General features: G+C 62.1%; 22 protein-coding genes. 16 read left to right on the top strand and 6 right to left on the bottom strand.

Annotated elements, in window-relative coordinates; all coding sequences use genetic code 11:
- Positions 1–207: 207 nt before the first annotated feature.
- A complete protein-coding gene (locus tag BT173_RS06960) occupies positions 208–618 on the top strand; it encodes a hypothetical protein (protein WP_072427907.1) in 411 nt (136 codons plus the stop codon).
- A 275-nt stretch (positions 619–893) separates the two neighbouring features.
- Here the strand turns inward: BT173_RS06960 and BT173_RS19935 are convergent, their stop codons facing one another.
- Positions 894–1,025: a hypothetical protein gene (locus tag BT173_RS19935; RefSeq protein ID WP_281247349.1), complete on the bottom strand. Its 132-nt coding sequence runs from the start codon at positions 1,023–1,025 to the stop codon at positions 894–896.
- Positions 1,026–1,190: 165 nt separating this feature from the next.
- Between BT173_RS19935 and BT173_RS06955 the strand changes: the two genes are divergently transcribed.
- Positions 1,191–1,685, top strand: a complete 495-nt coding sequence (locus BT173_RS06955) for a DUF5625 family protein (RefSeq protein ID WP_217651415.1) — start codon at positions 1,191–1,193, stop codon at positions 1,683–1,685.
- A gap of 578 nt (positions 1,686–2,263) precedes the next feature.
- On the opposite strand, the gene BT173_RS06950 is transcribed toward BT173_RS06955, so the two are convergent.
- The 3 genes from BT173_RS06950 to BT173_RS06940 are packed head-to-tail and all read right to left on the bottom strand — an operon-like array spanning position 2,264 to position 6,008.
- The gene (locus BT173_RS06950) at positions 2,264–4,729 is read right to left on the bottom strand and encodes an ABC transporter permease (protein WP_072427905.1); all 2,466 of its coding nucleotides are present in this window, start codon (positions 4,727–4,729) and stop codon (positions 2,264–2,266) included.
- A complete protein-coding gene (locus BT173_RS06945) occupies positions 4,726–5,286 on the bottom strand; it encodes a hypothetical protein (protein ID WP_072427904.1) in 561 nt (186 codons plus the stop codon). Before BT173_RS06945 ends, BT173_RS06950 begins: the two co-directional genes overlap by 4 nt.
- A complete protein-coding gene (locus tag BT173_RS06940; protein WP_072427903.1) occupies positions 5,283–6,008 on the bottom strand; it encodes an ABC transporter ATP-binding protein in 726 nt (241 codons plus the stop codon). The genes BT173_RS06945 and BT173_RS06940 overlap by 4 nt, the downstream gene beginning before the upstream one ends.
- Between BT173_RS06940 and BT173_RS06935 the strand changes: the two genes are divergently transcribed.
- Positions 5,998–6,612 (top strand): arylesterase, encoded by a 615-nt coding sequence (locus BT173_RS06935; protein WP_245794140.1) that lies wholly within the window; start codon positions 5,998–6,000, stop codon positions 6,610–6,612. The genes BT173_RS06940 and BT173_RS06935 overlap by 11 nt on opposite strands.
- A gap of 190 nt (positions 6,613–6,802) precedes the next feature.
- A complete protein-coding gene (locus BT173_RS06930; RefSeq protein ID WP_084658281.1) occupies positions 6,803–9,961 on the top strand; it encodes an IPT/TIG domain-containing protein in 3,159 nt (1,052 codons plus the stop codon).
- A 105-nt stretch (positions 9,962–10,066) separates the two neighbouring features.
- Here BT173_RS06930 and BT173_RS06925 read toward each other — a convergent pair whose 3' ends face one another.
- The gene (locus BT173_RS06925) at positions 10,067–10,384 is read right to left on the bottom strand and encodes a hypothetical protein (protein WP_072427900.1); all 318 of its coding nucleotides are present in this window, start codon (positions 10,382–10,384) and stop codon (positions 10,067–10,069) included.
- Between the two features lie 190 nt (positions 10,385–10,574).
- Here BT173_RS06925 and BT173_RS06920 point away from each other — a divergent pair, with 190 nt between their 5' ends.
- The 9 genes from BT173_RS06920 (at position 10,575) to BT173_RS06880 (ending at position 20,228) form a co-directional block, all read left to right on the top strand.
- Positions 10,575–11,597 carry an AraC family transcriptional regulator gene (locus tag BT173_RS06920; RefSeq protein WP_072427899.1) on the top strand — a complete coding sequence of 341 codons (1,023 nt, stop codon included), beginning with the start codon at positions 10,575–10,577 and terminating at the stop codon, positions 11,595–11,597.
- Between the two features lie 91 nt (positions 11,598–11,688).
- A complete protein-coding gene (locus BT173_RS06915) occupies positions 11,689–12,939 on the top strand; it encodes a sterol desaturase family protein (protein WP_072427898.1) in 1,251 nt (416 codons plus the stop codon).
- A 329-nt stretch (positions 12,940–13,268) separates the two neighbouring features.
- On the top strand, positions 13,269–13,649 hold the full coding sequence (locus BT173_RS06910) for a hypothetical protein (protein WP_072427897.1): 381 nt from the start codon (positions 13,269–13,271) through the stop codon (positions 13,647–13,649).
- Between the two features lie 440 nt (positions 13,650–14,089).
- Positions 14,090–14,851 (top strand): VWA domain-containing protein, encoded by a 762-nt coding sequence (locus BT173_RS06905; protein WP_072427896.1) that lies wholly within the window; start codon positions 14,090–14,092, stop codon positions 14,849–14,851.
- Positions 14,852–14,899: 48 nt separating this feature from the next.
- Positions 14,900–15,490, top strand: coding sequence for a TerD family protein (locus tag BT173_RS06900; RefSeq protein WP_084658279.1), 591 nt, complete (start codon positions 14,900–14,902; stop codon positions 15,488–15,490).
- Between the two features lie 2 nt (positions 15,491–15,492).
- Complete coding sequence (locus tag BT173_RS06895; RefSeq protein ID WP_072427894.1) at positions 15,493–16,272, top strand: hypothetical protein; 780 nt, start codon at positions 15,493–15,495, stop codon at positions 16,270–16,272.
- Between the two features lie 8 nt (positions 16,273–16,280).
- Positions 16,281–17,438 (top strand): toxic anion resistance protein, encoded by a 1,158-nt coding sequence (locus tag BT173_RS06890; RefSeq protein WP_072427893.1) that lies wholly within the window; start codon positions 16,281–16,283, stop codon positions 17,436–17,438.
- 284 nt (positions 17,439–17,722) lie between these two features.
- A complete protein-coding gene (locus BT173_RS06885; protein WP_084658287.1) occupies positions 17,723–18,406 on the top strand; it encodes a GAF domain-containing protein in 684 nt (227 codons plus the stop codon).
- 205 nt (positions 18,407–18,611) lie between these two features.
- A complete protein-coding gene (locus tag BT173_RS06880; protein WP_084658277.1) occupies positions 18,612–20,228 on the top strand; it encodes a methyl-accepting chemotaxis protein in 1,617 nt (538 codons plus the stop codon).
- A 75-nt stretch (positions 20,229–20,303) separates the two neighbouring features.
- Here the strand turns inward: BT173_RS06880 and lgt are convergent, their stop codons facing one another.
- Positions 20,304–21,092, bottom strand: coding sequence for a prolipoprotein diacylglyceryl transferase (gene lgt / locus BT173_RS06875; protein ID WP_245794139.1), 789 nt, complete (start codon positions 21,090–21,092; stop codon positions 20,304–20,306).
- Between the two features lie 336 nt (positions 21,093–21,428).
- Here lgt and ilvD point away from each other — a divergent pair, with 336 nt between their 5' ends.
- The 3 genes from ilvD (at position 21,429) to BT173_RS06860 (ending at position 24,735) form a co-directional block, all read left to right on the top strand.
- Positions 21,429–23,282, top strand: a complete 1,854-nt coding sequence (ilvD, locus tag BT173_RS06870) for a dihydroxy-acid dehydratase (RefSeq protein ID WP_072427890.1) — start codon at positions 21,429–21,431, stop codon at positions 23,280–23,282.
- 165 nt (positions 23,283–23,447) lie between these two features.
- Complete coding sequence (locus BT173_RS06865; protein WP_072427889.1) at positions 23,448–23,759, top strand: MGMT family protein; 312 nt, start codon at positions 23,448–23,450, stop codon at positions 23,757–23,759.
- 484 nt (positions 23,760–24,243) lie between these two features.
- A complete protein-coding gene (locus tag BT173_RS06860; protein ID WP_072427888.1) occupies positions 24,244–24,735 on the top strand; it encodes a DUF456 domain-containing protein in 492 nt (163 codons plus the stop codon).
- The last annotated feature ends 3 nt before the right edge of the window (positions 24,736–24,738 follow it).

Here is a 24,738-nt window from a genome sequence, read left to right as displayed (position 1 = left end):
TCGGCTTGCCGGTTTCATCGACGCCGTGCACGGCAAACACGTTCTTGGCGAGATCGATACCGATGGTGATAATGGCCATGGATTTCCCCTTCCGGTTGGCGATGACGGGTGGAAACGCCATCGTGGCACTGCGGTGCCGTTGCGGCTTCGCCGCTCATCCGGGACGGGGAAGTCCCTTTTATTCGTTAGGCACAACACAGGCATCACATGGAACTTGACCTTTCTAAGCCGGGGGCAAAGGATGAGCGCGCAAAGTTGAAGCAATTTCACGCCATCCTTAACGATACGGAAGTTGTCCCTGAGCAGGCATACCGCATGGCCACAACCATGTTTCCTCTTATTTGTTTCGTTAACAATATTGTGGCGCTCTATCTGAGCAAGAATTACGAGGTTATTCCCATTTTTATATCTCGTGCACACCGCCATATGGTCGAACGCCCCGCACCACCAAATGCCGTTGCCTACTATGCACTTCTGGCCAAATATCTAAGGCAAATGACTTTTGTACTTCGCAGCTACTCGCCCATTTCAGAAGAGACACTTCAGGCATATATCCCCGTTGAGATTTTTGCGGCCGGCAGCCAAGAGCTACCCAATGATTATCCCAATTGCGCCTAACCTTTCGATAAGGACTTCCCCGTAAAGTACCGCTTGTCGATGTGCCTTCCCTCAATTGGCGGCAGATTGGCCCGGCACGGGCGAATCTGCCGCCAATTCCATTGCTGACCTTGCGCAACGCAACAGCTCCCCGTAGAACAGATTGCATCTCGATAACCGGCCTTGGTGGCAGCTCGCTCGGCCGCCGGGCCAACATATAAACCGCACCACCTGCCCTCATTCAGTCAGCGGGTCGATGCCTGCACTGGGGATCAGCCATGCGCGGCATGGCACGCTCAGAAGGTTAGCCAGAATAAATCGGCGCACTGGACCTTGGGTTTGACGAGTGCCGGCTTGCCGGTTTCATCGACGCCGTGCACGGCGAACACATTCTTGGCGAGATCAATACCGATGGTGATAATGGCCATGGTTTTCCCCTACCGCTTGGCGCTGACGGGTGGAAACGCCATCGTGGCACTGCGGTGCCGTTGCGGCTTCGCCGCTCATCCGGGACGGGGAAGTCCCTTTTATTCGTTAGCCATATGGGCCCCATTACTTACGCGCTCTGCCAAAAATCTTTCCTTGGACCCGCCATGTGGATCGCTGGTTTGTGCGCCTTCCCACCGCTTTTTTCGGGGCAGCAAATCGATCTCAGCATCACCGGCGCGTTAGTCAAAAAATCATTTCAAGTGCCCGTCGAAAAGAGCTACCCCCTTGCTGTGACATTTGAGTTTGCCTCGATTGAGGCGCGATTAAGTGACCAAGTCGTCGGTGAGCGATATAGCGAACATTGCCAAGGTGATGTTCGATATGACGCAATCCCAGAAGGTCAGCGAAAGGGCTTAGGACAGCCAATCCCATTTAGGGTTGTTATACGAAAGGCAGCAGATCGCTCTATTGTGATCGATCGCACCTTCGTATCGCTCTGCGTAACATCCCACGACGGTAAAAACGCAAAGACAAGAACTATAGGCTGGCTCCCGCTTGCAAGAGGAAACTACGTGGCTGAGGTCACCAATCTTGAAGGGCAATCTAGTTTGCTCGGCGTGAAGACTGCAATTTCTTTGTATGGGGGCCAAGGCAAGTAAAAAAGCGGCTAACTCATCATTCCACCGAACCTGCGCCAAAGGCCGCGCAGTCTGATGAATTCAAGCGTTAGGCTGGTATGAATCGGCAACAACTTTCCTTTGAAGAAGCATGTAAAAGAAAGTGTGTGGCTGCACTTACTGATTGCAAAGGACCAACCGCATCAGGAGTAGATGGGTACATTTGCGAGGGTTGCGCACAGTTCATTGTGTCGGCAATCGAGGCGTCCGATATTTCACAGAACACCCGCTGCGCATACTGTGGCTCATCGCCAGTATTTATTTATGGTTCGCTGTCTCCCATATGCCATCAATGCGCGGTAGCTTCATTAGATGCATGTCGAAAGTGGTACAAAGCCATGTAGGGCGGCTTGGCTTCATCAACCCGCGCGGAAATGCCGCCTGTCTGTGCTGAATCGCTTGGTGTTGTGCAATCCATTTTGCGGGCTACGCCTGCGGCTAAGCCGCACTACCACTGCTATGCGGCTGCGCACTGCGCTAACGCTCATTGGCGATGCGTTCAACACTCCCTGAGCCAGACCAATCCAAAAAAACGGCAGCCGAAGCTGCCGTTTTTTCATTCAGCGCAACGCGCGCAAGGGCGGGGTGTTCAGCAGACGGTTGAGCAGTGGCGCGGCGGCCAGGCGTGCGGCCAGCGCACCCAGCAGCAAGCCGGCCGGCAGCAGCCACCAGCTCACGCCGGCGCTCAGCTCGAACAGCTGCCAGGACGCCGCGGCACCAATGGCCAAGGCCGCGCCGGCCGCCAGCAGACCGGCCAAACCACCGACCAGCAAGAGCTCGGCGCTGGCGGCCTGGCGTACGGTCTGGCGGCTGGCGCCCAGCGTGCGCAGGATGGCTGCCTCGCGCTTGCGTTCGTCATGGGTGGCCAGCGTGGCCGCGTACAGCACGGCAATACCGGCCAGCAGGCTGAAGGCAAACACCACCTCGATGGCGGCCAGCACCCGGTCCAGCACCATGCGCACCTCGGCCAGGATGGCCGATACATCGATGACGGTCAGATTGGGGAACTGGCGCGCCAGCGCGGTACCCAGGCTGCTCTTGTCGGCCGGCAGATGAAAGCTGCTGACAAAGCTGGCCGGCTGATTCTCCAGCAGCACGCGACTACCCACTACGAAGAAGTTCACCCGGAAGGAATCCCAATCCACCTTGCGCAGGCTGACCACCGGGGCGGTATAGGCCGTACCGGCGATATCGAAGGTCAGCGTGTCGCCCACCTTCACGCCCAGGCGCTGCGCCATGCCCTCCTCCATCGACCAGCCCGGCTCGGCATCATTGAGCGGTTTGCCGGTCACGATGCGGTTGTCGGCGCGCAAGTCCTCGCCCCAGGACAGATTGAACTCGCGCTCGGCCTGGCGGCGCGCGCGCTCATCGGCGTAGTTGTCCGGCTTGACCGGCTTGCCGGCGATCGCATTCAGGCGTGCACGCACCATGGGCGCGAAGCGCGGCACCGCGAGGCCCTCGGCCTGGAAGCGCGCGGCTAGCTCGCTGCGTTGCTCGGGCTGGATATTGATCACGAAGCGGTTGGGCGCTTCGGGCGGCAGCGATTTATCCCAGGCACTGAGCAGATCGTTGCGCACCACGGTCAGCAGCATCAGCGCCATCAGGCCCAGCGACAAGGCCACGATCTGCGCCACACTAAGCCCGCGCCGGCGCGCGACATTAGCGAGGCCAAAGCGCCAGCCCACGCTATGCAGCATGGGCAGCTTGGGCGAAATCCACACCAGGCCCCAGGCCACCAAGGCGGCCACACCCACGGTGCCGGCCATGCCGGCCAGGGCCAGGGTGGCCAAGGTGGTATCGCCCGCCTGCCAGAAGATCAGCCCGGCCAAGCTGGCCAGGCCCAAGCCCAGCGCCAGCGGCGCATTGCCGGGCGGCGTGGCATCGCGGCGCAGTACGCGCAGCGGCGACACCCCGCGCAGGCGCAGCAACGGCGGCAGGCAGAAGCCAAACAGCAGGGTCAGCCCCACGCCGGCCCCAGCCAGTGCCGGCAGCGGCCCGGCCGGCGGCAGACGTGCTTCGAACAGGCTGGCCAGCGCCGCAGCCAGCGCGAACTGAGTCAGCCAGCCAAGCAACAGGCCCAGCAGCACCGAGCCGACGGCCAGCAAGGCGTACTGGCGCAGGAAGAGCTGCACGATATCGTTCTGGCTACGCCCCAGCGTACGCAGCAGCGCCACCGCATCCAGATGGCGCTCCACGTAGCGGCGCGCCGCCAGGGCAATCGCCGCCGCGGCCATGAAGACCGAGATCAGTGCCGCCAGACGCAGGAAGCGCTCGGCGCGATTCAGCGAGGTATTGATCTCGGGGCGTGCCTCGCGCACATCTTCCAGGCGCTGGCCGCGTTGCAGCTGCGGCTTGAGCGCATCGCGCATCGCACTGACCGCCTCGCCTTCGCCGGCCAGCAAGAGGCGATAGCGCACACGGCTGCCCGGCTGGATCAGCCCGGTGGCGGCCAAGTCGGCCTCGTTGAACATCAGGCGCGGCACGAAGTTGTACAGGTCCATCGCGCCATCCGGCTCGCGCGCCAGCACTGCACTCAGGGTCAGCGTGCGCTCACCCAGCTGCAGGCTGTCGCCGGGTTTGAGGCCCAGCGCATCGAACAGGCGTCGGTCGGCCCAGGCTTCACCCGCTTTAGGCGGGCCGGGCATGCGCACTTCGCGCTCGCCTTGCCACACGCGCAGCTCGCCACGCAGCGGATAGCTGCTGGACACCGCCTTGGCGGTGATCAGCTGCGCGCCCTGCGCGGTCTGCGCCATGCTGGGGAAGGTGGCGGTACGCGCCAGTTGCAGGCCGCGCTGCTGCGCCTGCTCGCTCAGCGTGGCGGCAGGCGGCTGGTCGGCGTTCAGTACCAGGTCGGCGGCCAGCAGCTGGTTGGCTTCGGTCTGCAGCGCCTGGTGCACGCGGTCGGTAAAGAAGCCCACGCTGCTCATGGCGGCAATCGCCACCACCAGGGCCACGGCCATCACGGTCAGCTCACCGGCGGCCAGGTCGCGCTTCAGCCAGCGCCAAGCTATGCCCCAGCCCCTCATGATTTTGCTCCCCAGGGGGCGGGCGGCGCAGCCACTGGCCGGCTCAGGTCAAAGTCCACCCGGAAGCGGCGTTGTTCGCGCTGCAGCTGGTAGCTGAAGCGCTGGCCGGGAATCAGCTCCACGCGCCAGATATTGTCGGCCGCGGCCGGAATCAGCGCCTTGGTATGCGCATCGGCCGGGAAGGACTGCAGGGTGGCCGTGCCGGCCTCCACGCTATCGCCACCATACTGGGTGAGCTTGTCCTCGCTGCCATCCTCATGACGGTGGTCATGCTTGAGGCGCAGGCCACTGGCAGTGGGCGTGAACACCCAGGTGCGCGAGCGGTCAGTGCCGACATGGAAAGGCACGCGGATTTCCTGTGCCGAGCATTCGCGCACCTGCATGGTCAGGGTTTCGCTGCGAAAGCGCGCATCGCTCGGGTTTCCCTCCACCAGCTTGCCCTCGAAAGCCTGGCCGCACAGGCTGGCCAGCTGCTGCATGAACTGCTCGGCCGGCGTCGCGGCCAGGGCCGGCAGCGCCAGCAGTGCGGCGCATAGGCCGCTCAGCATCGGCTTCATACGCCCTCCCGTTCGATGACCTTGCCAGCCGCCAGGCGCAGGCGCGCGCCGCAGCGGCGTGCCAGGCGCTCATCGTGGGTGACCAGCACCAGGGTGGTACCGGCCTCGGCATTCAGACTGAACAGCAGCTCAATAATGCGCTCGCCGGTCTGGGTGTCCAGATTGCCGGTCGGCTCGTCGGCAAACAGCAGCTTGGGGCGGGTGACGAAGGCGCGCGCCAGCGCCACGCGCTGCTGCTCGCCGCCCGACAATTCCTTCGGCCGGTGCTGCAGGCGGCTGGCCAGGCCCACGCGTTCGAGCAGGGCCGCCGCCTCGCGGCGTGCATCCTTGTGACCATTCAACTCCAGCGGCAGTGCCACATTGTCGAGCGCGCTCAGGGCCGGTAGCAGCTGGAAGCTCTGGAACACGAAGCCGACGCTTTCGGCGCGCAGGCGCGCGCGGCCATCCTCATCCAAGCCGTTCAAGGACTGGCCAGCCACGCTGACTTCGCCCTGGCTAGGGGTATCGAGCCCGGCCAGGAGGCCAAGCAGGGTAGACTTGCCCGAACCCGAGGCGCCGACGATGGCCAGGGTGCTACCGTGCGCCAGCTGGAAACTCACGTCGTCAAGAATGGTCAGGGTTTCATGATCGAAACCGACTTGCCGGGTCAGCCCGCTGGCCACCAGAATCGGCGCCGTCTCGGTTCGGGAACCCTCTTTAAGGAAATCAGGCGTGGCACGCATTGTTCTGTTCTTGTCTCTGTGGATGAGTTTGTTAACCCCGGCTGCCTGGGCGGCCGATTCGAAAACCATATTGGTGTTTGGCGACAGCCTGTCGGCCGGCTACGGTATGGCCTTGCCGCAAGCCTGGCCCAGCCTGCTACAGCAGAAGCTCGGCAGCGACTGGAAGGTGGTGAACGCCAGCCAGTCGGGTGAAACCACGGCCGGCGGGCTGACCCGACTGCCCAGCGCACTCAAGCAGCACAAGCCGGCCATCGTACTCCTGGAACTGGGCGCCAACGACGGCTTGCGCGGCCTGCCGGTGGCCGCTGCCCGGCAGAATCTCGAGAAGATGATCGTGCAAAGCCGTGCCGCCGGCGCGCGCGTGGGGCTGATCGCCACCCGTTTGCCGCCCAACTTTGGCGCGCCTTACACGACAAAGTTCGACGCGATGTTCGCCGAATTGGCCAAGACCCACCGCCTGCCCACGCCGCCCTTCCTGCTCGATGGGATTGCCGACCAGCCGAACCTGTTCCAACCCGACCAGCTGCACCCGACCGCAGCGGCCCAGCCACGCCTGCTGGCCAATGTCTGGCCCAGCTTGCAGCCACTGCTAAAGGCACGCTGAGCACCGCAGCCCTTCCCGCCCCCCGCCTTGCCATGCCCGGCGCCAGCGACTGGCAGCCCGGGCATGGTGCTTTTACTCGACATGACAAATGCATTTCCATGCCGTTGGAATGTTGCTAGCATCGCGACTTTTTGCTCATCCCTAGCGGACTGGGCAGCCTGCTTTGCGCAGTTTTTCCCTTGGATATGCGATGTCTTTCCCTTCTCTTTTGCGCGCCAGTTGCGCGCTAGCCCTGCTGCTGAATCTAGCCGCCTGCGGCAGTGGTGGCGGTGACGGCGATAAGCCGACCAACACCAGCCAGCCCCAGCCGCCGGTCAGCAGCCTGGCCATCCATAGCGTGGCACCGCTGAGCGCCAAGCCCGGCGATACGCTCGATATCCGCGGCAGCGGCCTGAAAGGCACCCAACGCGCGACGTTGGGCCGCGTGGCCGCCAGCTTCACCGTACTGTCGGATGGCCAGCTCAGCCTAGTCGTCCCTGCACAGGCCGTCAGCGGCGTAGTGGAACTGCAGGGCGCGGGCCAGTTGGCTCAGTCGGCGCAAAGCGTGCGCATCAGCAATCAGCCCAGCGTGACGACGCTGGAACCGAGCAGCGTCAAAGTCGGCGGTCGCGTCACCCTGCAGGGCAGCCACCTTGAGCAGATTCAGTCGCTACGCCTGAATGGCCTGCTGCTGAATATCGAAAGCCAGAGCACCAGCGCGATCAGCTTCATCGTGCCGGCCGAGGCACGCTCGGGTTATGTCAGCCTGCATTACGGTGATAACACCGTGCTGACCGTGCCGCAGGGCCTGACCGTGCAGGTCAGCCTCAGCATCGCCGGCTTCAAGCCGAGCGAAGGTCTGGTCGGCCGTCTGGTCACCCTGCAGGGCAATGGCTTCGACCTGGTCAGCCAGGTGCGCTTTGGCAATGCGGCGGCCAGCCCGGTCGAACGCAGCGCCAACAGCCTGAGCGTCTACGTGCCGCCCGGCGCCCAATCGGGGCCGATCAGCTTGGTCGGCAGCGATGGCAGCGTGCTGAGCAGCAGCGACAGCTTCACGGTGATTCCACCCATCCTGGCACAGGACCTGCAACCACGCAGCGCAATGCAGGGCCAGACCATTACCGTCAGCGGCAGTGGCTTTGATGAAGTGGCCAGCGTTAGCGTGAATGGCAATGGCGTGGCCTTGCAGTCGCGTAGCGATAGCAGCCTGCGCTTTGCCATGCCCAAGGGCGGCGGCGCGGTGCTGCTGCAAGGCAAGCGTCAGCCAGCGGTCACCGCAGGCGTGCTGACCGAGATCCTCGCCCCAGTCACCCGCGTGAGCGGCTATAGCCCGAGCAGCGGGCCAGCCGGCACCGTGATCACCATCAGCGGCAATGCCCTGGGCCAGGTCACCGGCGCCAGCATGGGCGGCAAGAGCATCACCTTTACCGCAGTCAGCGATAGCCAGCTGCGCATCAGCAGCATCGCCGGCGGTGGCGCCATCGTGCTCATGGTCGGCAGCCAGCAGATTGCGGTGGGCAACTTCACCGAACCCGCTCAGCCACCTGCCGTCACGGTCAGCGGCTTCAGCCCAGCCAGTGGTTACGCCGGCAGCCAGGTCACGATCAGCGGCAGCCAGCTCGACCGCGTCAGCAGCGCCAGCATGGGTGGCGTCAATGCCAATATCGTCAGCCGCACCGCCACCAGCCTGGTGCTGCAGGTACCGGCCGGCGGCAATGGCGCCATCGTGCTGCAGGCCGATGGCAAGGCGATCAGCGTGGGCAACTTCAGCCTGAGCAGCGCGCCGGAAAAACCGGCCGTGGCCATCCAGCGTGTGGAAGTCGCCCAGACCTATCTGCAGGCACCGGGCGAGGGCTATCAACGCCTGGTGCCGGGCAAGCCGGCCCTGGTGCGGGTGTTCGTGGCCGGCAGCGAAGGCAGTGCCGCGCCCGCCGTGCAACTGACCGCCAGCGCCGGCGGCAGCGTGCTGGGCACCCTGCGCCTGAGTGGCCCGAGCACCCTGTCGGCCGCCCCGCAGGCCAGCGTGCTGGCGCAAACCTTCAACGCCAAGCTGCCCGCCAGTTGGGTGCGCAGCGGCCTGAGCCTGCAGATCGATGTCGACCCGCTGCGCGAACTGACCCGCGGCGCCAGCCAAGTCAGCGACCCGGTGGTCGGCAAGGCCACCAATCTGCGCCTGACCGTGGTGCCGCTGAATATCAGCGAAGGCAATCTGACCGCGAGCATGCCTAGCCTGGCCGCTATCCGTACCCATCTGGTGCGCAATCTGCCGGTGGCCGATACCGCGCTGCATATTGAGCAGCGCACGGCTTACCGACTGACCTCGGTCAGCAAGGTCAGGGAATTCGAGGAGTGGGACAAAACGCTGAGGGAACTGAATGACCTACGTGATGCTGAGGGGAATAAACGCCACTACTACGGCTTCGTACCAGATCCCAATTTTGAGTATGGGACCGCCGGCCTCGGCTATGTTCCCGGCCCAGAGGGCGGCTACAGTCGCAGCAGCATCGGCCTGGAAGCGCGCTACGACGACGACCTAAGCACCTTCCTGCACGAGCTTGGGCACAACTTTGGTCGTCCGCACGCACCTTGCGGTAACGTAAAGAATCCTGAAGGCGGATTCCCTTATGCGAACGGCCAGCTTGGTCCAACCATGATCTACGACAATATCGCGGACAAGATCGCCACCCCATCTAACACCAGTGATGTGATGGGTTATTGCGGCGGCCAGTGGTTCTCCGACTACGCCTACAGCAAGGTGCAGGCACATCTGGAAGCCTGGCTCTACCCGAGCGGCAGCGCCAAGCAGCTGTTCCGTGCCCCGGTGGAGCTGGTCGAGATCAGCGGCAGCATTGGCCTGGACGGCGTGCGCTTCGAACCGGTGCGCGGCAGCCTGGGCCAACCGCAGCAGGACGAGGGCGACCATGTACTGCAAGTGCAGCTGGCCAATGGCAGCATGCTGAACGCCCCACTGCGCACAGTGCAGGTGGCCGATGCAAGCGTGCCGACAGCGCACTTCAAGCTCAAGCTGGCTAAGCCAGCGGCGGAAATCGTCGGCCTACAGTTGCTGCGCCAGGGCAAGGCCCTGCCGCTGGCTGGCGACAAGCCGCAAAGCGCCGCGCGCCAGACTGGCGACAGCAGCGGCCCACGCCTCGCCTGGCGCGAACAGGCCGGCCAGCTCACGCTGAGCTGGGATGCGCGCCGCTACCGCTATCTGAGCGTGCAACACATCGGCCAGGCTAATACCGTGCTGGCACGCCAGCTCGAAGGCGGCCAAGCCAAGCTCGACACGCGAGCCCTGCCCCAGGGTGGCCAGTGGCAGTTGGTACTGAGCGATGGTCTGCACACACGTTTGATGCGCGTGGCGCGTTAAGCCAGCTGGCATCAGGCAATCAGGCAAAGGGCGGATACCGATTCGGTATCCGCCCTTTTGCCATCTGGCATATGGCCAGCCTGGCGGGGCCAAGCCGGCACCTGCTTACTGGGACTGGCGGTCGTGCTTCTGGCGATAGATGCGGGCGCTCTGCTTATCCATGGCGTGGTGTAGCTTGGCACGCTCGGCGCGATTCAGTTTGCCGTCCGCCTCCATGCGCGCTTCCATCCGCTCGATGTGCGCGGACTTGTGCTCCAGCCGGGCGGCCTCCCGCGTAGTCAGCGCGCCGCTGGCCACGCCGTGTTCGATACGGTGTTCCTGGCGGGCCTGCCGTGCATCGAGCTGAGGGGTGGCCACGCCGGCAAAGGCCGGCAGCAGCAGGGCGGTGGACAACAGGCTCAACAAGACGGTGCTGCGTTGCATGATCGTGCTCCTTGGCAAAGTATCCGGCGCGCTGCCGGTGTGAAGGCTTATAGCGCTGCCACTGGGCCAGGCGCACGGCTTTGCAACACTTGTTTACACGGCTTACCGCTGCTTACCGCCAGCGCAGATCATTCATGGCCTGCCCGATATAATCGCGCCACCCTGCCCTCATCCGCGCTCCCATCACGGCATGCCCCAGCTTTCTGGCACCACCAGCGTCGCCTATGTCCTGACCCTGCTTGCAGTGGCCGAGCGGCATGGTGCTGCGCGTACTTCGCTGCTGCAGGCTGCCGGCCTGGCGGCCGAGGATTTGCACAATCCGCTCGCACGCATTGCCATGCGCGCGCTGGCGCGGTTGTTCGATGCGGCGGCCGTGCAGACTGGCCTGCCCCATATCGGCCTGGCCTTCGGTCAGGCCGTGCGCCCGGCCAGCTTCAGCGGGCTGGGCTTTGTGGCAATGACCTGCGCGAATCTGGGCGAGGCGATTGCGCTGATCCCGCGCTTTGGCCGCTTGGTGTTCGATACCGGCCGTCATGAAGTGCTGGTGGAACAGGACGGCCAGCAGGCGCGCCTGGGCGAACCGCCGCTGCCTACCGAAGCCGCGGGTTGCGTGGGCCTCGATGATGCGGTGCTGGCCGGCTGGGTCAGCTATGGGCGCTGGATCTGCGGCTGCGATGCACGCCCGCTGCGGGTGGAAGTCCGCCACGCCGCACCGGCCGATGTGCGCCCCTATACCGAGCTGTTCGGCTGCCCGGTGCTGTTTGGCATGCCGGCCAATACGCTGATTTTTTCCCCGGCGCTCTTGCAGCTGCCGGTGCGCGATGCCGACCCGCATCTACACCGCGCGATGCTGCAGGCAGCGCAGGCCCAGCTCGACCGCGCCTTTGCCGGCCTGTCGCTGCAACACCGTGTGCGCATGCTGCTGACCGAGCTGCTGCCGCAGGGCGAAGGCCGGCTTGAGCAGGTGGCCGCGCGCCTGCATTTGGCGCCACGCACGCTGCAGCGCCGCCTGGCCAGCGAGGGCACCAGCTTCAGCCAGTTGCTCGATGCGCTGCGGCGCGAGCTGGTGGCGCGCTATCTGTGCGACGCGCAGATGTCGCTCAGCGATATCGCACTGCTGCTCGGCTTTGCCGAACAGAGCTCCTTCAGCCACGCTTTCCGCGACTGGCAGGGCTGCACGCCACAGGAGTACCGCCAGCGCCACTGCCGCTGACGCGGCAGCACAAATCGCATGGCGCGTTGCAGCAAGCCAAGCGTGCAAGCGCGGCGTAGCATCGGGTCATCCTTCGCTTCCCCGCGCCATCATGCTCAACCCCATCGTCTACGCCGCCCCCGTATTCATCGCGCTGATCCTGATCGAGCTGGCGCTGGGCTGGCGCCGCCAGGCCAATACCTACCGCATCACCGACACTGTCTCCAGCATCGGCCTCGGCGTACTGAGCCAGGTGGTCGGCCTGTTCACCAAGCTCTTCCTGGTCGGCATCTATACCCTGGTCTGGCAGCACGCCGCGCTGTTCGAGCTGCCTCAGAACGCCTGGTGGGTCTGGGCACTCGCCCTGCTCGCCTATGACTTCTGCTATTACTGGCTGCACCGCATGGGCCACGAGATAAACATCCTCTGGGCTGCCCATGTGGTCCACCACAGCAGTGAGGAATACAACCTGAGCACCGCGCTGCGCCAGACCAGCACCGGCTTTCTGCTCAGCTGGCTGTTCTATCTGCCCATGGCCGTGGTCGGCTTTCCGCCGCTGGTCTTCGTGGTGGTCGGCCTGATCAATCTGCTCTATCAGTACTGGATACACACGCGCCAGATCGGCCACCTGGGCTGGTTCGACAAGGTGTTCGCCTCGCCCTCCAATCACCGTGTACACCACGGCCAGAACGACTACTGCCTGGACCGCAATTACGGCGGCATGCTGATGCTGTGGGACCACCTGTTCGGCAGCTTTGTGGATGAACGCGAGGGCGAGGACATCGTGTATGGCATACGCGGCCAGCTGAAGAGCTGGAACCCGCTGCGTGCCAATCTGCATGTGTATGCCGAGCTCTGGCGTGACTGTCGGCTGGCCGATAACTGGGCCGACAAGCTCAAGGTCTGGATCATGCACCCGGGCTGGCGCCCGGCCGCCGCCATCGCGAAGGCCCCCAAGCCCGCCTACGATATCGGCCAGTTCCACAAATACGATCCGCCACTGGCAAAAGGCCTGGCCACGTATGGCCTGGCCCAGTTCGCCGGACTGTTCGTGCTCGGTGTGCACTTTCTCGCCATCGAACCCAGCCTGAGCCTAGCCGCTTCGGCCGGCTATGCACTGCTGCTGGCCGGCTCGCTGTGGGTGCTGGGTGGCTTGCTGGAAGGCCAGCGCCACTTCATCACACTGGAGAGCCTGCGCCTGCTGCTGCTCGCCGGCGCCATCGGCCTCAGCCAACACTGGCTCAGCCCCAGCGCCATCCCCAGCAGCGCCCAATATTTGGCGCTCAGCCTGCTGGCGGCCAGCCTCTACGCCCTGCTGCGCATCCCGCGCCAGCCCGAGCGGACGGGTACCGCAGCCGCCTAGGTGTCCAGTCGCGACCACCCAGCCTACTGTCGAGTGGCACGGCATGCCAAGCAGGGGGCGGGCAGCAAATTTTCATGTCTGTCGCAACAAATCCTAATTTGCCGGCGCAACACTTACAGTAGGAGCCTGCCGGCAGTCCCTACTTGATTGACAATGTCCACCCGACAAAACCGCCTATTCGTTACAACAGAGGGGGTAAGAGCGTGAAATGGCTTGCAATGGTAGTCGGCCTACTGCTATCCGTAGCGTGTTAAGGCGCCGAACATAATCCGCTACCCACTGAACGCATCAAAACCCTGGTCAGCGCAGTCAATGACGCATCGAATCGCATGATGCTGAAGGAAGCCAAGCCGAACGATATAGATACTTTGTTCTCGATGTATACCGATGACTTTGTCTACATTCACGATGTTTATGGCGGCCTCTACCCACGCGCAAGCTTGTATGAGAAGTCGCTAAGAAATATGCAGGCCGGGCACTTTAATATGAGTGCCGACCGATGCAAGATATTGAATATCATGACCAGCCTGAATGCCGCGGCAGTAGAAAGGCTGGAAATCAACTCGGGACAAGTCCATCTATCGATATTCGAGTTGAAGGGTGACAAGGTACCAAGATCGTCGAGTACTGGCAGTAAGCCCACTATTAAAAGGCCAGCGGGGCTGATCAGCCAGTGCCGCGCTACGCTTCAACAGTGCCGTCCTGTATGAGCAGAGCAATTCATATTTTAGCAAATCAGACTATAAGTACTCTCCCCACCCTCACTAGAGACCAAGTCACCATCTAACCGTGGACTAGAAAAGATAGAGGCGCATCCCTCAAGCCCAAAGGGCGCCTTATCTGACAAGGTGAAGGGCGGTGAAGCGTGGTGCCTGCCATGACGTTGCAAGGCAGAAAAAGCTTGCACATCAGTCCACGGCAAGGCGAGGCGCAATGCCAGCCTGAATGGTAAGCTCGCCGCGCAGGCGAATTGTGCCCTTTTCACATGCCATTTCGATGGTCGTCAAAGTATAATCCGCCCGGACTCGCCGATCAGTAGACACGCTACTCAGTGAGCTAGAACGATATTTGAAATTTAATATCACGCATTGAACCTTTTGAAATACCACCATCCCAACCTACCCATCCTTTAATACCACAGGAGTAAATAATGAGCTTGCCCATGGCAAAAGAGCAGGAAAAAGTTCGTCTGATTCTCAATAAGCAGGATGTCCCACCCTCATTCAAGATCAATATGAAATTGTTTGCGGATGTCAGTGGATCTTTTGAGGATGAATTCACCAAAAAGAATGCAAAGGGCGCCTATGTGGTTGACCCATTCTTTACAGCGGCATTGGCGATTGCTGGCGAGATTGACCCTGATCGCAATATTCAGATCATCGGCTTTTCCGATCGAGCCAAAGATACTGGTGACTATTCGATAGATCATGCAGAGAATATTCGCGAGGAGTTTCTGAAGCGTGCTGATTCCATCTTGTGGGGGTCGACCGACTATGGCAATGCGCTGCAAGCACTGCTGAAGAGCGACAGCATGGCCAAAAAAACAGGTGCGTTGTTGAAGAGCCTGTTCAGTTTTGGCAAGAAGAAGCCCGAGGCTGCCGTAGCCGATAAGAAAGAGGCATTCCTTGTGCTCTTCATTTCCGATGGCGAAGACATGGGCGACGAAGAATTCTTCATTTCCCAACTGAAAGAGCTGTCCTCTATTGGCACATTTGTGGTTCTGATTGGCGCAAACAGCGATCGCAGTGTCAAATTCCAATTGATGAAACGGGCTGCGGAAGAGGTTGAAGGTTGCACTTTCCATCGCCTAACCGACTTGTCTAATCTATCGACAGATCAGCTTTACGAGCGGATTTTCGATGCTGAATTCAAGCGCTGGCTCGCAACACTTCCTGCAGAATACAAGCTGTAATACGCCCACTTTCCCGCGTTATATTGTCAATTTAGTCAAAGGAATACCATGCTACCCATGAATAAAGGCGCTACGCTGCCACTCACCAAGAATGCGGCTCCCCTGAAGGAAATTCGTTTGGAGTTGTCCTGGTCGCCACCGAAGAACTCCAGCCGCGGCAGCTATGATCTGGATGCCAGCTGCTTTCCGCTGAATAGCACCGGTGGCGGCCCGCTGGGCACCATCGCCGATATTGGGCACATTTGTTACTGGGGCCAGCAAAAGACTCCATCTATGGAACACTTGGCAGGTGACGATCGCACCGGTGATGGCGATGATCCTGATGAAGTGATCCTGATCCGTTTCAATGCCATTCCAAACAATTGTGATCTGATCGCCATCGTTGGCACCATCGACAAAGCGATTGCGCGCGGTCAGTCCTTTGCCGAAGTTGCAGATGCCACCATGCAGATCTTCAACAACGAAACCAATGAGTTGCTGGCCGAAGCACGCCTAGCTGCAATGGAGGCTGGCTCTACCGGCTGTCTGTTCGCCAGCATTCGCAAGGCCAATGGCATCTGGACCGTGGAAAACGTCAGCCAGGGTTACCCAGGCAAAGAGCTGCCGGATTTCTTCCAGCTGTTCGGTTACCAAGGCTAATCATGGCGGAATATCGCGACCTGTTTGGCAAGCCAGATAACAAGCCACAGATGCGCGATCTGTTTGGGGCGCAACCGCCTGCGCCCGAGGGAGCTCTGGCGCCGGAGCCAGCCAAATCTGTCCCGGCCCAGGACTTGTTTGCTGGCCAGGCGCCCTCTCTCGTCAAGACATCGGCGGTTGATTTAGGCCTGCTGACGCCCCTTGCCACGCCAACCCTGGCGGCACCTGAATCCATTGCGACGCGTGAAGGTGTGGACCTGCGTTATGCCGAATTGGTGCGGGAAAACGAGGTGTTGATGCATCGCGTCATTGATCTGACACAGTCGGTCAAACATCGCGAGAACCAACTCAGCAAGCTGTTGAATGCTGCAAGGCAGCAGGCGGATGAACTGCAAGCCATCATCAACCCGAAACGTTCCCTGCTGGGCAAGAAGCCGGCCGTGGACAAAGCACGGGCCCACGCGCTGATTGATGAGCTGCAAGGGTTCATGCGCAGCGAGCTGAAGCCGGATGTGTTTTTCCAGAACGATATGGAAGAACTACGCCGGCAAACCGACTACCTGGATAGGCTCGCGGCTGTGCTAAAAGCTGATGCACAGACGGTCTTGCTACCCAATGACGAATTATTGGAACGCATCTCGACCCAGTCTCACATCCTGTCTTTGCAAGCCAACTCCACGCGGAGACTGATAGAACAACTGGAACGGCAGCTACAAGACATTGAAGACTGGCGCGCCAACTTCCTGTCCCTGCTGGTAGTGGACATACAGCAGCGACTTTAAGGACCATCATGACCCAGTATAAAGACCTGTTTGGCGGCAGTACGCGGGCCCCCAAGCCCGCTGCAGCACCTATCGCGGAGCCTGTTATGGCGGTGCCCGTTCAAACAACCCAAACCAGCCCAGTGGTTCCCAGTGCAGATCTCGGCTTGCAGGCACCCGCTGCTAGCACCGCTAAAGTACCCGTTGCCGACCACGCGCTGGTTCTACAGATTCGCCAGATCGGCAATGACCGCTTGGAAGAAATAGGTGGCCGACAGACTCAGCAACTAGTAGCCTTGTCCGAACAGCTGCTCGCCAAAACTCGTGCCTCTGACACGGGTGAGTTTGGCCGAGGCATGAATGACATCCTTCGTCTCATGGCCACCGTTCAATACGACCAGCTGGGCGAGCCCAGCGGGGTTAGCGGACTGATCAGTAAGGTAAAACGCACCTTCAAAGTGGCGAAAGTAGATGTCATCCAAGCATTCGACTCCGCTAAGGGCCAGATCGACAAAATCAGCAATGACATGCGAGCACGCCTGCGGGTGATGGAAGGCGATCATCAGTGGTTGGCCAATGCCTATACCGCCAACTTGGCCGATATGCAGGCCTTGGAACAGATTCTGCCTGCCGTGGAACTTGTCCTGGCGGAAGAGCAGCAGAAGTTAAATGCGATGGACCCCAATGAGCCGATGAGCATGGCTGAGCAGCGCCAGCGCGTAGATCGTCTGAGCCGCCGCGCAGAAACCATCGCTTTGCAAATTCAGCAAGCCAAGCTGCGTGCATTTCAAATTAAAGGCCTAGAAGATACCAATAAGGGAATCGCAGACGATTTCCGCTCCTTGTTGGAAAATGCCATTCCGGCCTGGGGAACTGATATCAGCATGGGATTGTTGAGTCTGCGCCAGAAAGCCAATATCGAGATCAGCAATCGGGTGAAAGACCAGATTCAGACCTCGATGAAGCGCGCCGCCGACCAGATCCATGATAACGTCATCAACTCCGAAAAAGCCTTGCAACGTCAAGCTGTTGACATCAACACGCTACAACACGTGCAGGACAAGACCATCGCCATGATTCGCCAAAAGGTTCAGCTGGCTGAACAGCGTAGTCAGCAGCGCGTACAGACCATACAGGAACTGACGCGGATGGATACGGAGCTGAAGCAGTCACTCTCCAGCAAGTAGTTCGCAGGTCAAAGCTTGGGCATGCGGCGCCCTTCCGGGTCGCCGCCTCAAGCAGATTGCACTCTGCCGCAATCCTGCAGTTGACTTAAACGCAAGTCGAACTTGCATCCATCCCTAGCACCCAAACAAGGCCTGCGAGTACGTCCCGGCTGGCCCAGCCTCGAAACGCTGAGGCGTGGCATGGCGCTGGCAGTGCCGATCCACAAGGCGCGACAACTGAGAGCCGCGCGACGATGGACGCGGTTTTTCCCTACAATGGCGGCCATTCCAACCGGATGGACGCCATGAGCCCGCTTGATTACCTGAACCGCGCCGGCCTTGCCGATGCGCTGGATGCCGATCGCATCGCTGCCCACCTTGCCACCTATAGCGAGATCGCCGAGACCTGTCAGGCGCCGGCCGATGTCGCGGCCCTGTATGCCTACCGCGTGCCAGAGCTGGGCGAGAACGGCGCCTGCTCGCTGCCCGACCAGCTGGCCGACGATCCGTATGACCTGGCGGCCACACTGGGTGGCATCTCGGCCGAGACCAGCATCCGCCTGGCCACCTTGCAGCGCCTGGTCGCGCAGCTGAGTAGCGAAACCGGCGCCGGCTGGCTGGGGATTTACCAGGCCCGCGCGCTGACCAGCGGCCCCGCCCTGGTCAAGCTCGCCTATACCGGCAAGCCCAGCCGGGCCGAGTTTCCGCTTACTGCTGAATTCGCTCAGCATTCGAACAATAGCGCTGTCGGCCTGTCGGGCCTTGGCCGCATCATCGACCATGTGGATAGCTATGTGGCCGAGGGCGGCGCCTATTACACCTGCGATGCCGAGGTGCAGAGCGAAGCTTGCCTGCCGCTTTTCGGCGCCGATGGCGCCTTGGTGGGCATTATCGATGCCGAGGACAATCGGCCCGGCTTCTTCCGCGCCCAGGTGCTGGAGCGGCTGATTGCGCTCTGCCTGGTGGCGCCCGGCAGCCTGCCCGATTAAGCGCACCTCCACCCGTGCCAGCCGCCCTAATGGGCGGCTTTTTACCGATCTGCGCAGAAATAGTAGAAAACCCTGATATTAATCAGGGCGCAACTGCGCATAATCCGCCACGCCCGGCTCCACGCAGCCGGGCGTTTTGTTTCAAACACGCTATCTTTCAACTACTTGAGCCTGCTCAGCGCCGCCTAAGGCAAGGACAACCGAGATGAAACTCTCCCATCGCATGAGCGCCGTCATCGGCGCTGTATGTAGCCTGTTCGTACTCACGGTCATCATCGCCGTGGTGGGTTTCCAACAGAATCAGGCCAATCTCGACCGCTTTGTCGAGCGCGACCAGGCCGAGCTGCAGGCGATTACCAAGCTACTGTCGCTGGCCCAGAGCAGCGGCGTGTCACTGCGCAGCCTGTTCATGGACCCGAGCAATGACAAGGCGCTGGCGAATCTGAACAAGGCGCCGGAAGAGATCGACGCCGCCGTGGCGCAAGCCAGCAAGCTGATCCAGGGTGATGCCGAGGACGAGAAGCAGCTGGCCAAGTTCGTCGAGCTGCGCAAGCTGCAGCAGCAATATCAGTTCGAAGGGCGCGATCTGATCATGGAAGGCGATCTGGAAGCCGCGCGCGAGCGCATCAGCGGTTTCGAGAACGATCTGGCTTGGCGCCCAATGCGCGTGCTGCTCAATGACTGGATCAAGGCCACCGAGGCGCAGGTCGATGCCGCGCGCGCCGAATCCAACCGCGCCAGTCAGCGCATCCAGTACATCGTGATCGGCGTGTCGATCGCCACCCTGGTACTGGCCGCCCTGCTCGGCATCTGGCTGGTGCGTTCAGTCATGCAGCAGATCGGTGGTGAGCCGGATACCGCCCGCGCCATCATGCGCGAGCTGGCGGCCGGCAATCTGGCCCGCGCCGTACCGTTGAAAGCCGGCGACCGCGATAGCGTGCTGGCCAGCGTGGAGGCGGTACGCCAGGGCCTGGCCAGCAATGTGGGCACCTTCCGCCAGCTGGCTGAACAGGTGAATGCCGAGGCGAGTTCGGTCAGCCAGGGCGCGGCGCGCATCTCCGATAGCGCACGCGTGCAGAGCGATTCGGCCGCCTCGATGGCCGCCGCGATTGAAGAACTGAGCGTGAGCGTGAACCACCTGGCCGATAACGCCGGCATGGCGCACGAGCTGACCAGCCAGGCCGGCCAGCAGGCGGAACTGGGCAGCGACACCATCCGCCGCGTGGGCGCCGATATCGACCGCGTGGCCGGCACGATTTCCAGCTCGGCCAGCACCATCAATGCGCTGGGCGCCGAGACTGAACAGATTTCCAGCATCGTGGCGGTGATTCGCGAGATTGCCGACCAGACCAATCTGCTGGCCCTGAATGCCGCGATTGAAGCCGCACGCGCCGGCGAAACCGGCCGTGGCTTTGCCGTGGTAGCGGACGAAGTCCGCAAGTTGGCCGAGCGCACCACCAAGGCCACGGCCGAGATCGGCAGCATGATTGCCAGCACGCAGCATTCTGCCAAGGAAGCGGTGCGCAGCATGGAGGCCGCCGTCGGCCAGGTGGAAGCGGGCGTGAACGGCGCGCGCAGCGCCGACGCGGCCATGGGCCAGATTCAGCAAGGCAGCCGCGAGCTGGTGACAGTGACCAATGAGATCTCGTTGGCGCTGAAGGAACAGTCGGCCGCCAGCCAGGATATCGCCCAGAATGTGGAGCGCATTGTGCAGATGGCCGGCAACACCACCGAGGCTGCCGAGCAAGGCGCCGCCGCCGCCACCCGGCTGGAAAATGTGGCCCAGGCCCTGCAAAGCAGCGTCGCGCACTTCCGTATCTGAGTCCGGCACGCGCAGCGTAAAAAAAAACGGCACCCGTGGGTGCCGTTTTCATTAATACCTATCGGAGCCAGTCGATCAGGCCTTGCGGCTGAACTTCACCCACAGCCAGGCGCCAATGGCGATCATCGGCAAGCTCAGCCACTGGCCCATGCTGAAGCCCAGCGCCAGGAAGCCCAGGAAGTTATCCGGTTCGCGCGCGAATTCGGCCGTAAAACGGGCCAGACCATAACCGAGCAGGAACAGCGCCGAGACCTGGCCGGTACGGCGTGGCTTGCTCGAATACAGCCACAGCACGATGAACAGCAACAGGCCTTCCAGCGCGAACTGGTAGAGCTGGGATGGATGGCGCGGCTGCTGGTCGACCAAGGGGAAGATCATCGCCCAGGGCGCATCGGCATGAGTCACGCGGCCCCACAGCTCGCCATTGATGAAGTTACCCAGACGGCCAGCCGCCAGGCCCAGCGGCACCAGCGGCGCGATGAAGTCGGTGACCTGGAAGAAGCTACGGCCAGTCTTACGCCCGAACAGCCACATGGCCACCAGCACCCCGAGGAAGCCACCGTGGAAGGCCATGCCGCCTTCCCAGATCTTGAAAATATCGAGCGGATGAGCGAGGTAGAAGGCCGGCTTGTAGAACAGCACATAGCCGAGCCGCCCGCCCAGGATCACCCCGAGCACGCCATAGAACAGCAGGTCGTCCAGCTGCTGGCCGGTCCAGCCGCTTTGCGGATTGCGGCGGATACGGTAGTGACCGAGCACCAGGAAGAAGACGAAGCCGACCAGGTACATCAATCCGTACCAACGGATGGACAGGGGCCCGAGGTGCAGGGCCACCGGGTCGATATGCGGGTGAATCATCGGCATGAGAGTACTCAGGGCGGATCAGAAGAGGCCGGCATTATAGCGGCGCCGGATGACGCGCTGGTGAGCTTGGCACAGCAGCCCTGCACAGACTAGGCCGCGGCGCGAAAGTGCCCTGCCGCCAAGCGCTTGCCGTCTACCTTGGCAGGGCGGCCAGCGGCAGAAAATCCGGCTACAATCATTGCCCTCAGACTCCGAAACGCAGCGCCATTACCCCGGCTTGGCTCGTGCACGGCAGGCCAGGCGCCTGCTCGCAGCGAACCCGTTTCCCCCGTACCACCGGGCCGTCAATCCAGATCAATTATTGGGCGCGATGCAATCGCGCCAAGGATTTACCCCATGCCCGTTTACCGCTCCCATACCACCACCCACGGCCGCAATATGGCCGGCGCGCGCGCCCTGTGGCGTGCTACCGGCATGAAGGATGGCGACTTCGACAAGCCCATCATCGCGATTGCCAACTCGTTCACCCAGTTCGTGCCGGGCCATGTGCACCTGCACAACCTCGGCCAGCTGGTCGCACGCGAAATCGAAAAGCATGGCGGCGTGGCCAAGGAATTCAACACCATTGCTGTCGATGACGGCATCGCCATGGGTCATGGCGGCATGCTGTATTCGCTGCCCTCGCGCGATCTGATCGCCGACTCGGTCGAATACATGGTCAATGCCCACTGCGCCGATGCGCTGGTGTGTATTTCCAACTGCGACAAGATCACCCCCGGCATGCTGATGGCCGCGCTGCGCCTGAATATCCCGGTGGTCTTCGTATCGGGCGGGCCGATGGAGGCCGGCAAGGTCAACTGGCATGGCGAAACCCGCAAGCTCGACCTGGTCGATGCGATGGTGGAAGCTGCCAATGACAAGGTCAGCGACGAGGAAGTGGCGGCGGTCGAGCGCAGCGCCTGCCCGACTTGCGGCTCCTGCTCGGGCATGTTCACTGCCAATTCAATGAACTGCCTGACCGAAGCGCTGGGCCTGTCCCTGCCTGGCAATGGCTCGACCCTGGCCACCCATGCCGACCGCAAGCAGCTATTCCTGAAGGCCGGCCAGCTGATCGTGGAACTCGCCAAGCGCCATTACGAGCAGGACGACTACAGCGTGCTGCCGCGCTCGATTGCCACCATGCAGGCGTTCGAGAACGCCATGAGCCTGGATGTGGCCATGGGCGGCTCGACCAATACCGTGCTGCACCTGCTGGCCGCCGCCCACGAAGCGGGCGTGGACTTCAAGATGGCCGATATCGACCGCATCTCGCGGCGCGTGCCCTGTCTCTCCAAGGTCGCCCCGGCCACCCAGAAATACCATATGGAAGATGTGCACCGCGCCGGTGGCGTGGTCGGCATCCTGGCCGAACTCGACCGCGCCGGCCTGATCCATCGCGATGTACCGACCGTGCACAGCCCCAGCATGGGCGCCGCGCTTGAGGCCTGGGACGTGATGCGCAATGGCCCGGATTCGGCTGCGCACAAGCTGTTCAGCGCCGCGCCAGGTGGCGTGGCCACCACCATCGCCTTCAGCCAGAGCATGCGCTGGCCATCGCTCGACCTCGACCGCGCCGAAGGCTGCATCCGCAGCAAGGAACACGCTTACTCGCAGGACGGCGGCTTGGCCGTGCTGTACGGCAATATCGCCGAGCGCGGCTGCATCGTGAAAACCGCGGGCGTGGACGAGAGCATCCTCACTTTCAAGGGCCGTGTGCGCATCTTCGAAAGCCAAGATGACGCGGTCGCCGCGATTCTGGCCGACCAGATCGTTGCTGGCGACCTGGTGCTGATCCGCTACGAAGGCCCGAAGGGCGGCCCGGGCATGCAGGAAATGCTCTACCCAACCTCTTACCTGAAGTCCAAGGGCCTGGGCAAAGCCTGTGCACTGCTGACCGACGGCCGTTTCTCGGGCGGCACCTCGGGTCTGTCGATCGGTCATGTCTCGCCGGAAGCGGCCGAAGGCGGCGCGATTGGCTTGGCGCAAGAAGGCGACAGCATCGAGATCGACATCCCCAAGCGCACCATCCATCTCGCCATCAGCGATGCCGAACTGGCCGCGCGCCGTGCTGCGATGGAAGCCAAGGGTGCTGCCGCCTGGAAGCCGGTGGATCGCCAGCGCCAGGTCTCCCCGGCCCTGCGCGCCTACGCCGCGATGACCACCAGCGCCGACACCGGCGCGGTGCGCGATGTGAGCCAGATCGAGCGCTGAGCCGTAGACTGAAGTGAGGGCGGCAAAGCGCCCGCCCCTCACGGCAAAGGACGCCGAGGACGCACAGGAAGCGCGCAAGTCACGCTTCCTAGTTGTCCTCCGCGTCCTTTGCGTCCTCTGCGCTGACACCAACCAACCGTACAGCCTGCCTGACGTCAGCACGCCATGCATCCCCAACACGCCGCCTTTCTTGCCGTCATCCGCCAGATTCCCGCAGGCTGGGTGATGAGCTATGGGGCAGTGGCACGCGCCGCTGGCCTGCCGCGCCATGCACGCCATGTGGGCGTGGCGCTCAAGCAAGTCGATGATCCCGATGGCGACCTACCCTGGTGGCGGGTGGTCAATGGCGAGGGCCGCATCAGCCCGCGCGGGCTGGATGGCAGCGATGATCTGCAACGCGTGCTGCTCGAAGCCGAGGGCATCGTATTCGCAGAAAATGGCCGTATCGATCTGCGCCGCTATGGCTGGCAGGCTTGAGTTCACGACGAACGGGCAAGCCAAATCCGCCCTGGGAGACTAGATTTACAACTCCAGCGGCTAGCAGTTCGAACCGCCAACGATAAGGAGACTGGATGCAAGAAGACTCCCTATTGAAGTACACACTTGGTTACCACGGCCCGGAACGGCGCTTGCAGGAACGTCGTACTCCCATCCACCCGGAAGACCGCGATTGGCGCATACAGAATCTCGCGCTGCTCGGAAGTGATTCACGCGGTTCCCTGGGCCGTCGTGCCAACGACTATCTAGTTTTAACGGGACAGCTGCATTAGCCCGTCAATCACGGCACGCGCTAGTGCCGTCGCCGGCAGTACCGGCAAACCAAAGGCGACCGCAATCCGGGTCGCCTTTGTCATTGCTGCCCTCCCCTCATGCCTGATGCACACGCCTGGCGAAACTTTCTGCTACTGCGTTTATCCTTGCTGCACGGCGGCCGTGCGGGTCGCGTCAACAAGGATGCGCAATGGATGCACCGTTATTCGCCGGCTGGTTGCTGGCCCTCGTGCTGATGCTGGCCGGTCTGGCCGGAAATCTGCTGCCCCTGCTGCCCGCAGCACCGCTGCTGATGGGGGGCTTTATCCTGGGTGCCTGGCTGGATGACTTCCAGAAAGTCGGCTGGGCCTGGCTAGCCGTATTGCTAGTGCTGTGCATCGTGATGGCCGTCATCGACTTCCTGGCCGGCGCCTGGGGTGCGAAGAAGCTCGGCGCGAGCCGGCAGGCGGTCATCGGCGCCACACTGGGCGCCGTTCTCGGCATCTTCGCCGGCCTGCCAGGCCTGATTCTGGGTCCCTTTATCGGCGCGGCAGTTGGCGAATTCATAGCGCGCGGCGATACCCTGCGCGCTGGCCAGGTTGGCCTCGCCACCTGGCTCGGACTGATGGTGGGCACGGTGGCCAAGCTCGCGCTCAGCCTGATGATGATCGGCCTGTTCGCCTTCGCCTATTTCGTGGTGTAAGCC

Origin of the sequence: Chitinimonas taiwanensis DSM 18899, assembly GCF_900119825.1 — a bacterium.
Lineage (GTDB): Bacteria > Pseudomonadota > Gammaproteobacteria > Burkholderiales > Chitinimonadaceae > Chitinimonas > Chitinimonas taiwanensis.
The sequence above is the reverse complement of the archived record's forward strand: the minus strand, read 5'-3'. Positions and strand labels throughout refer to the sequence as shown.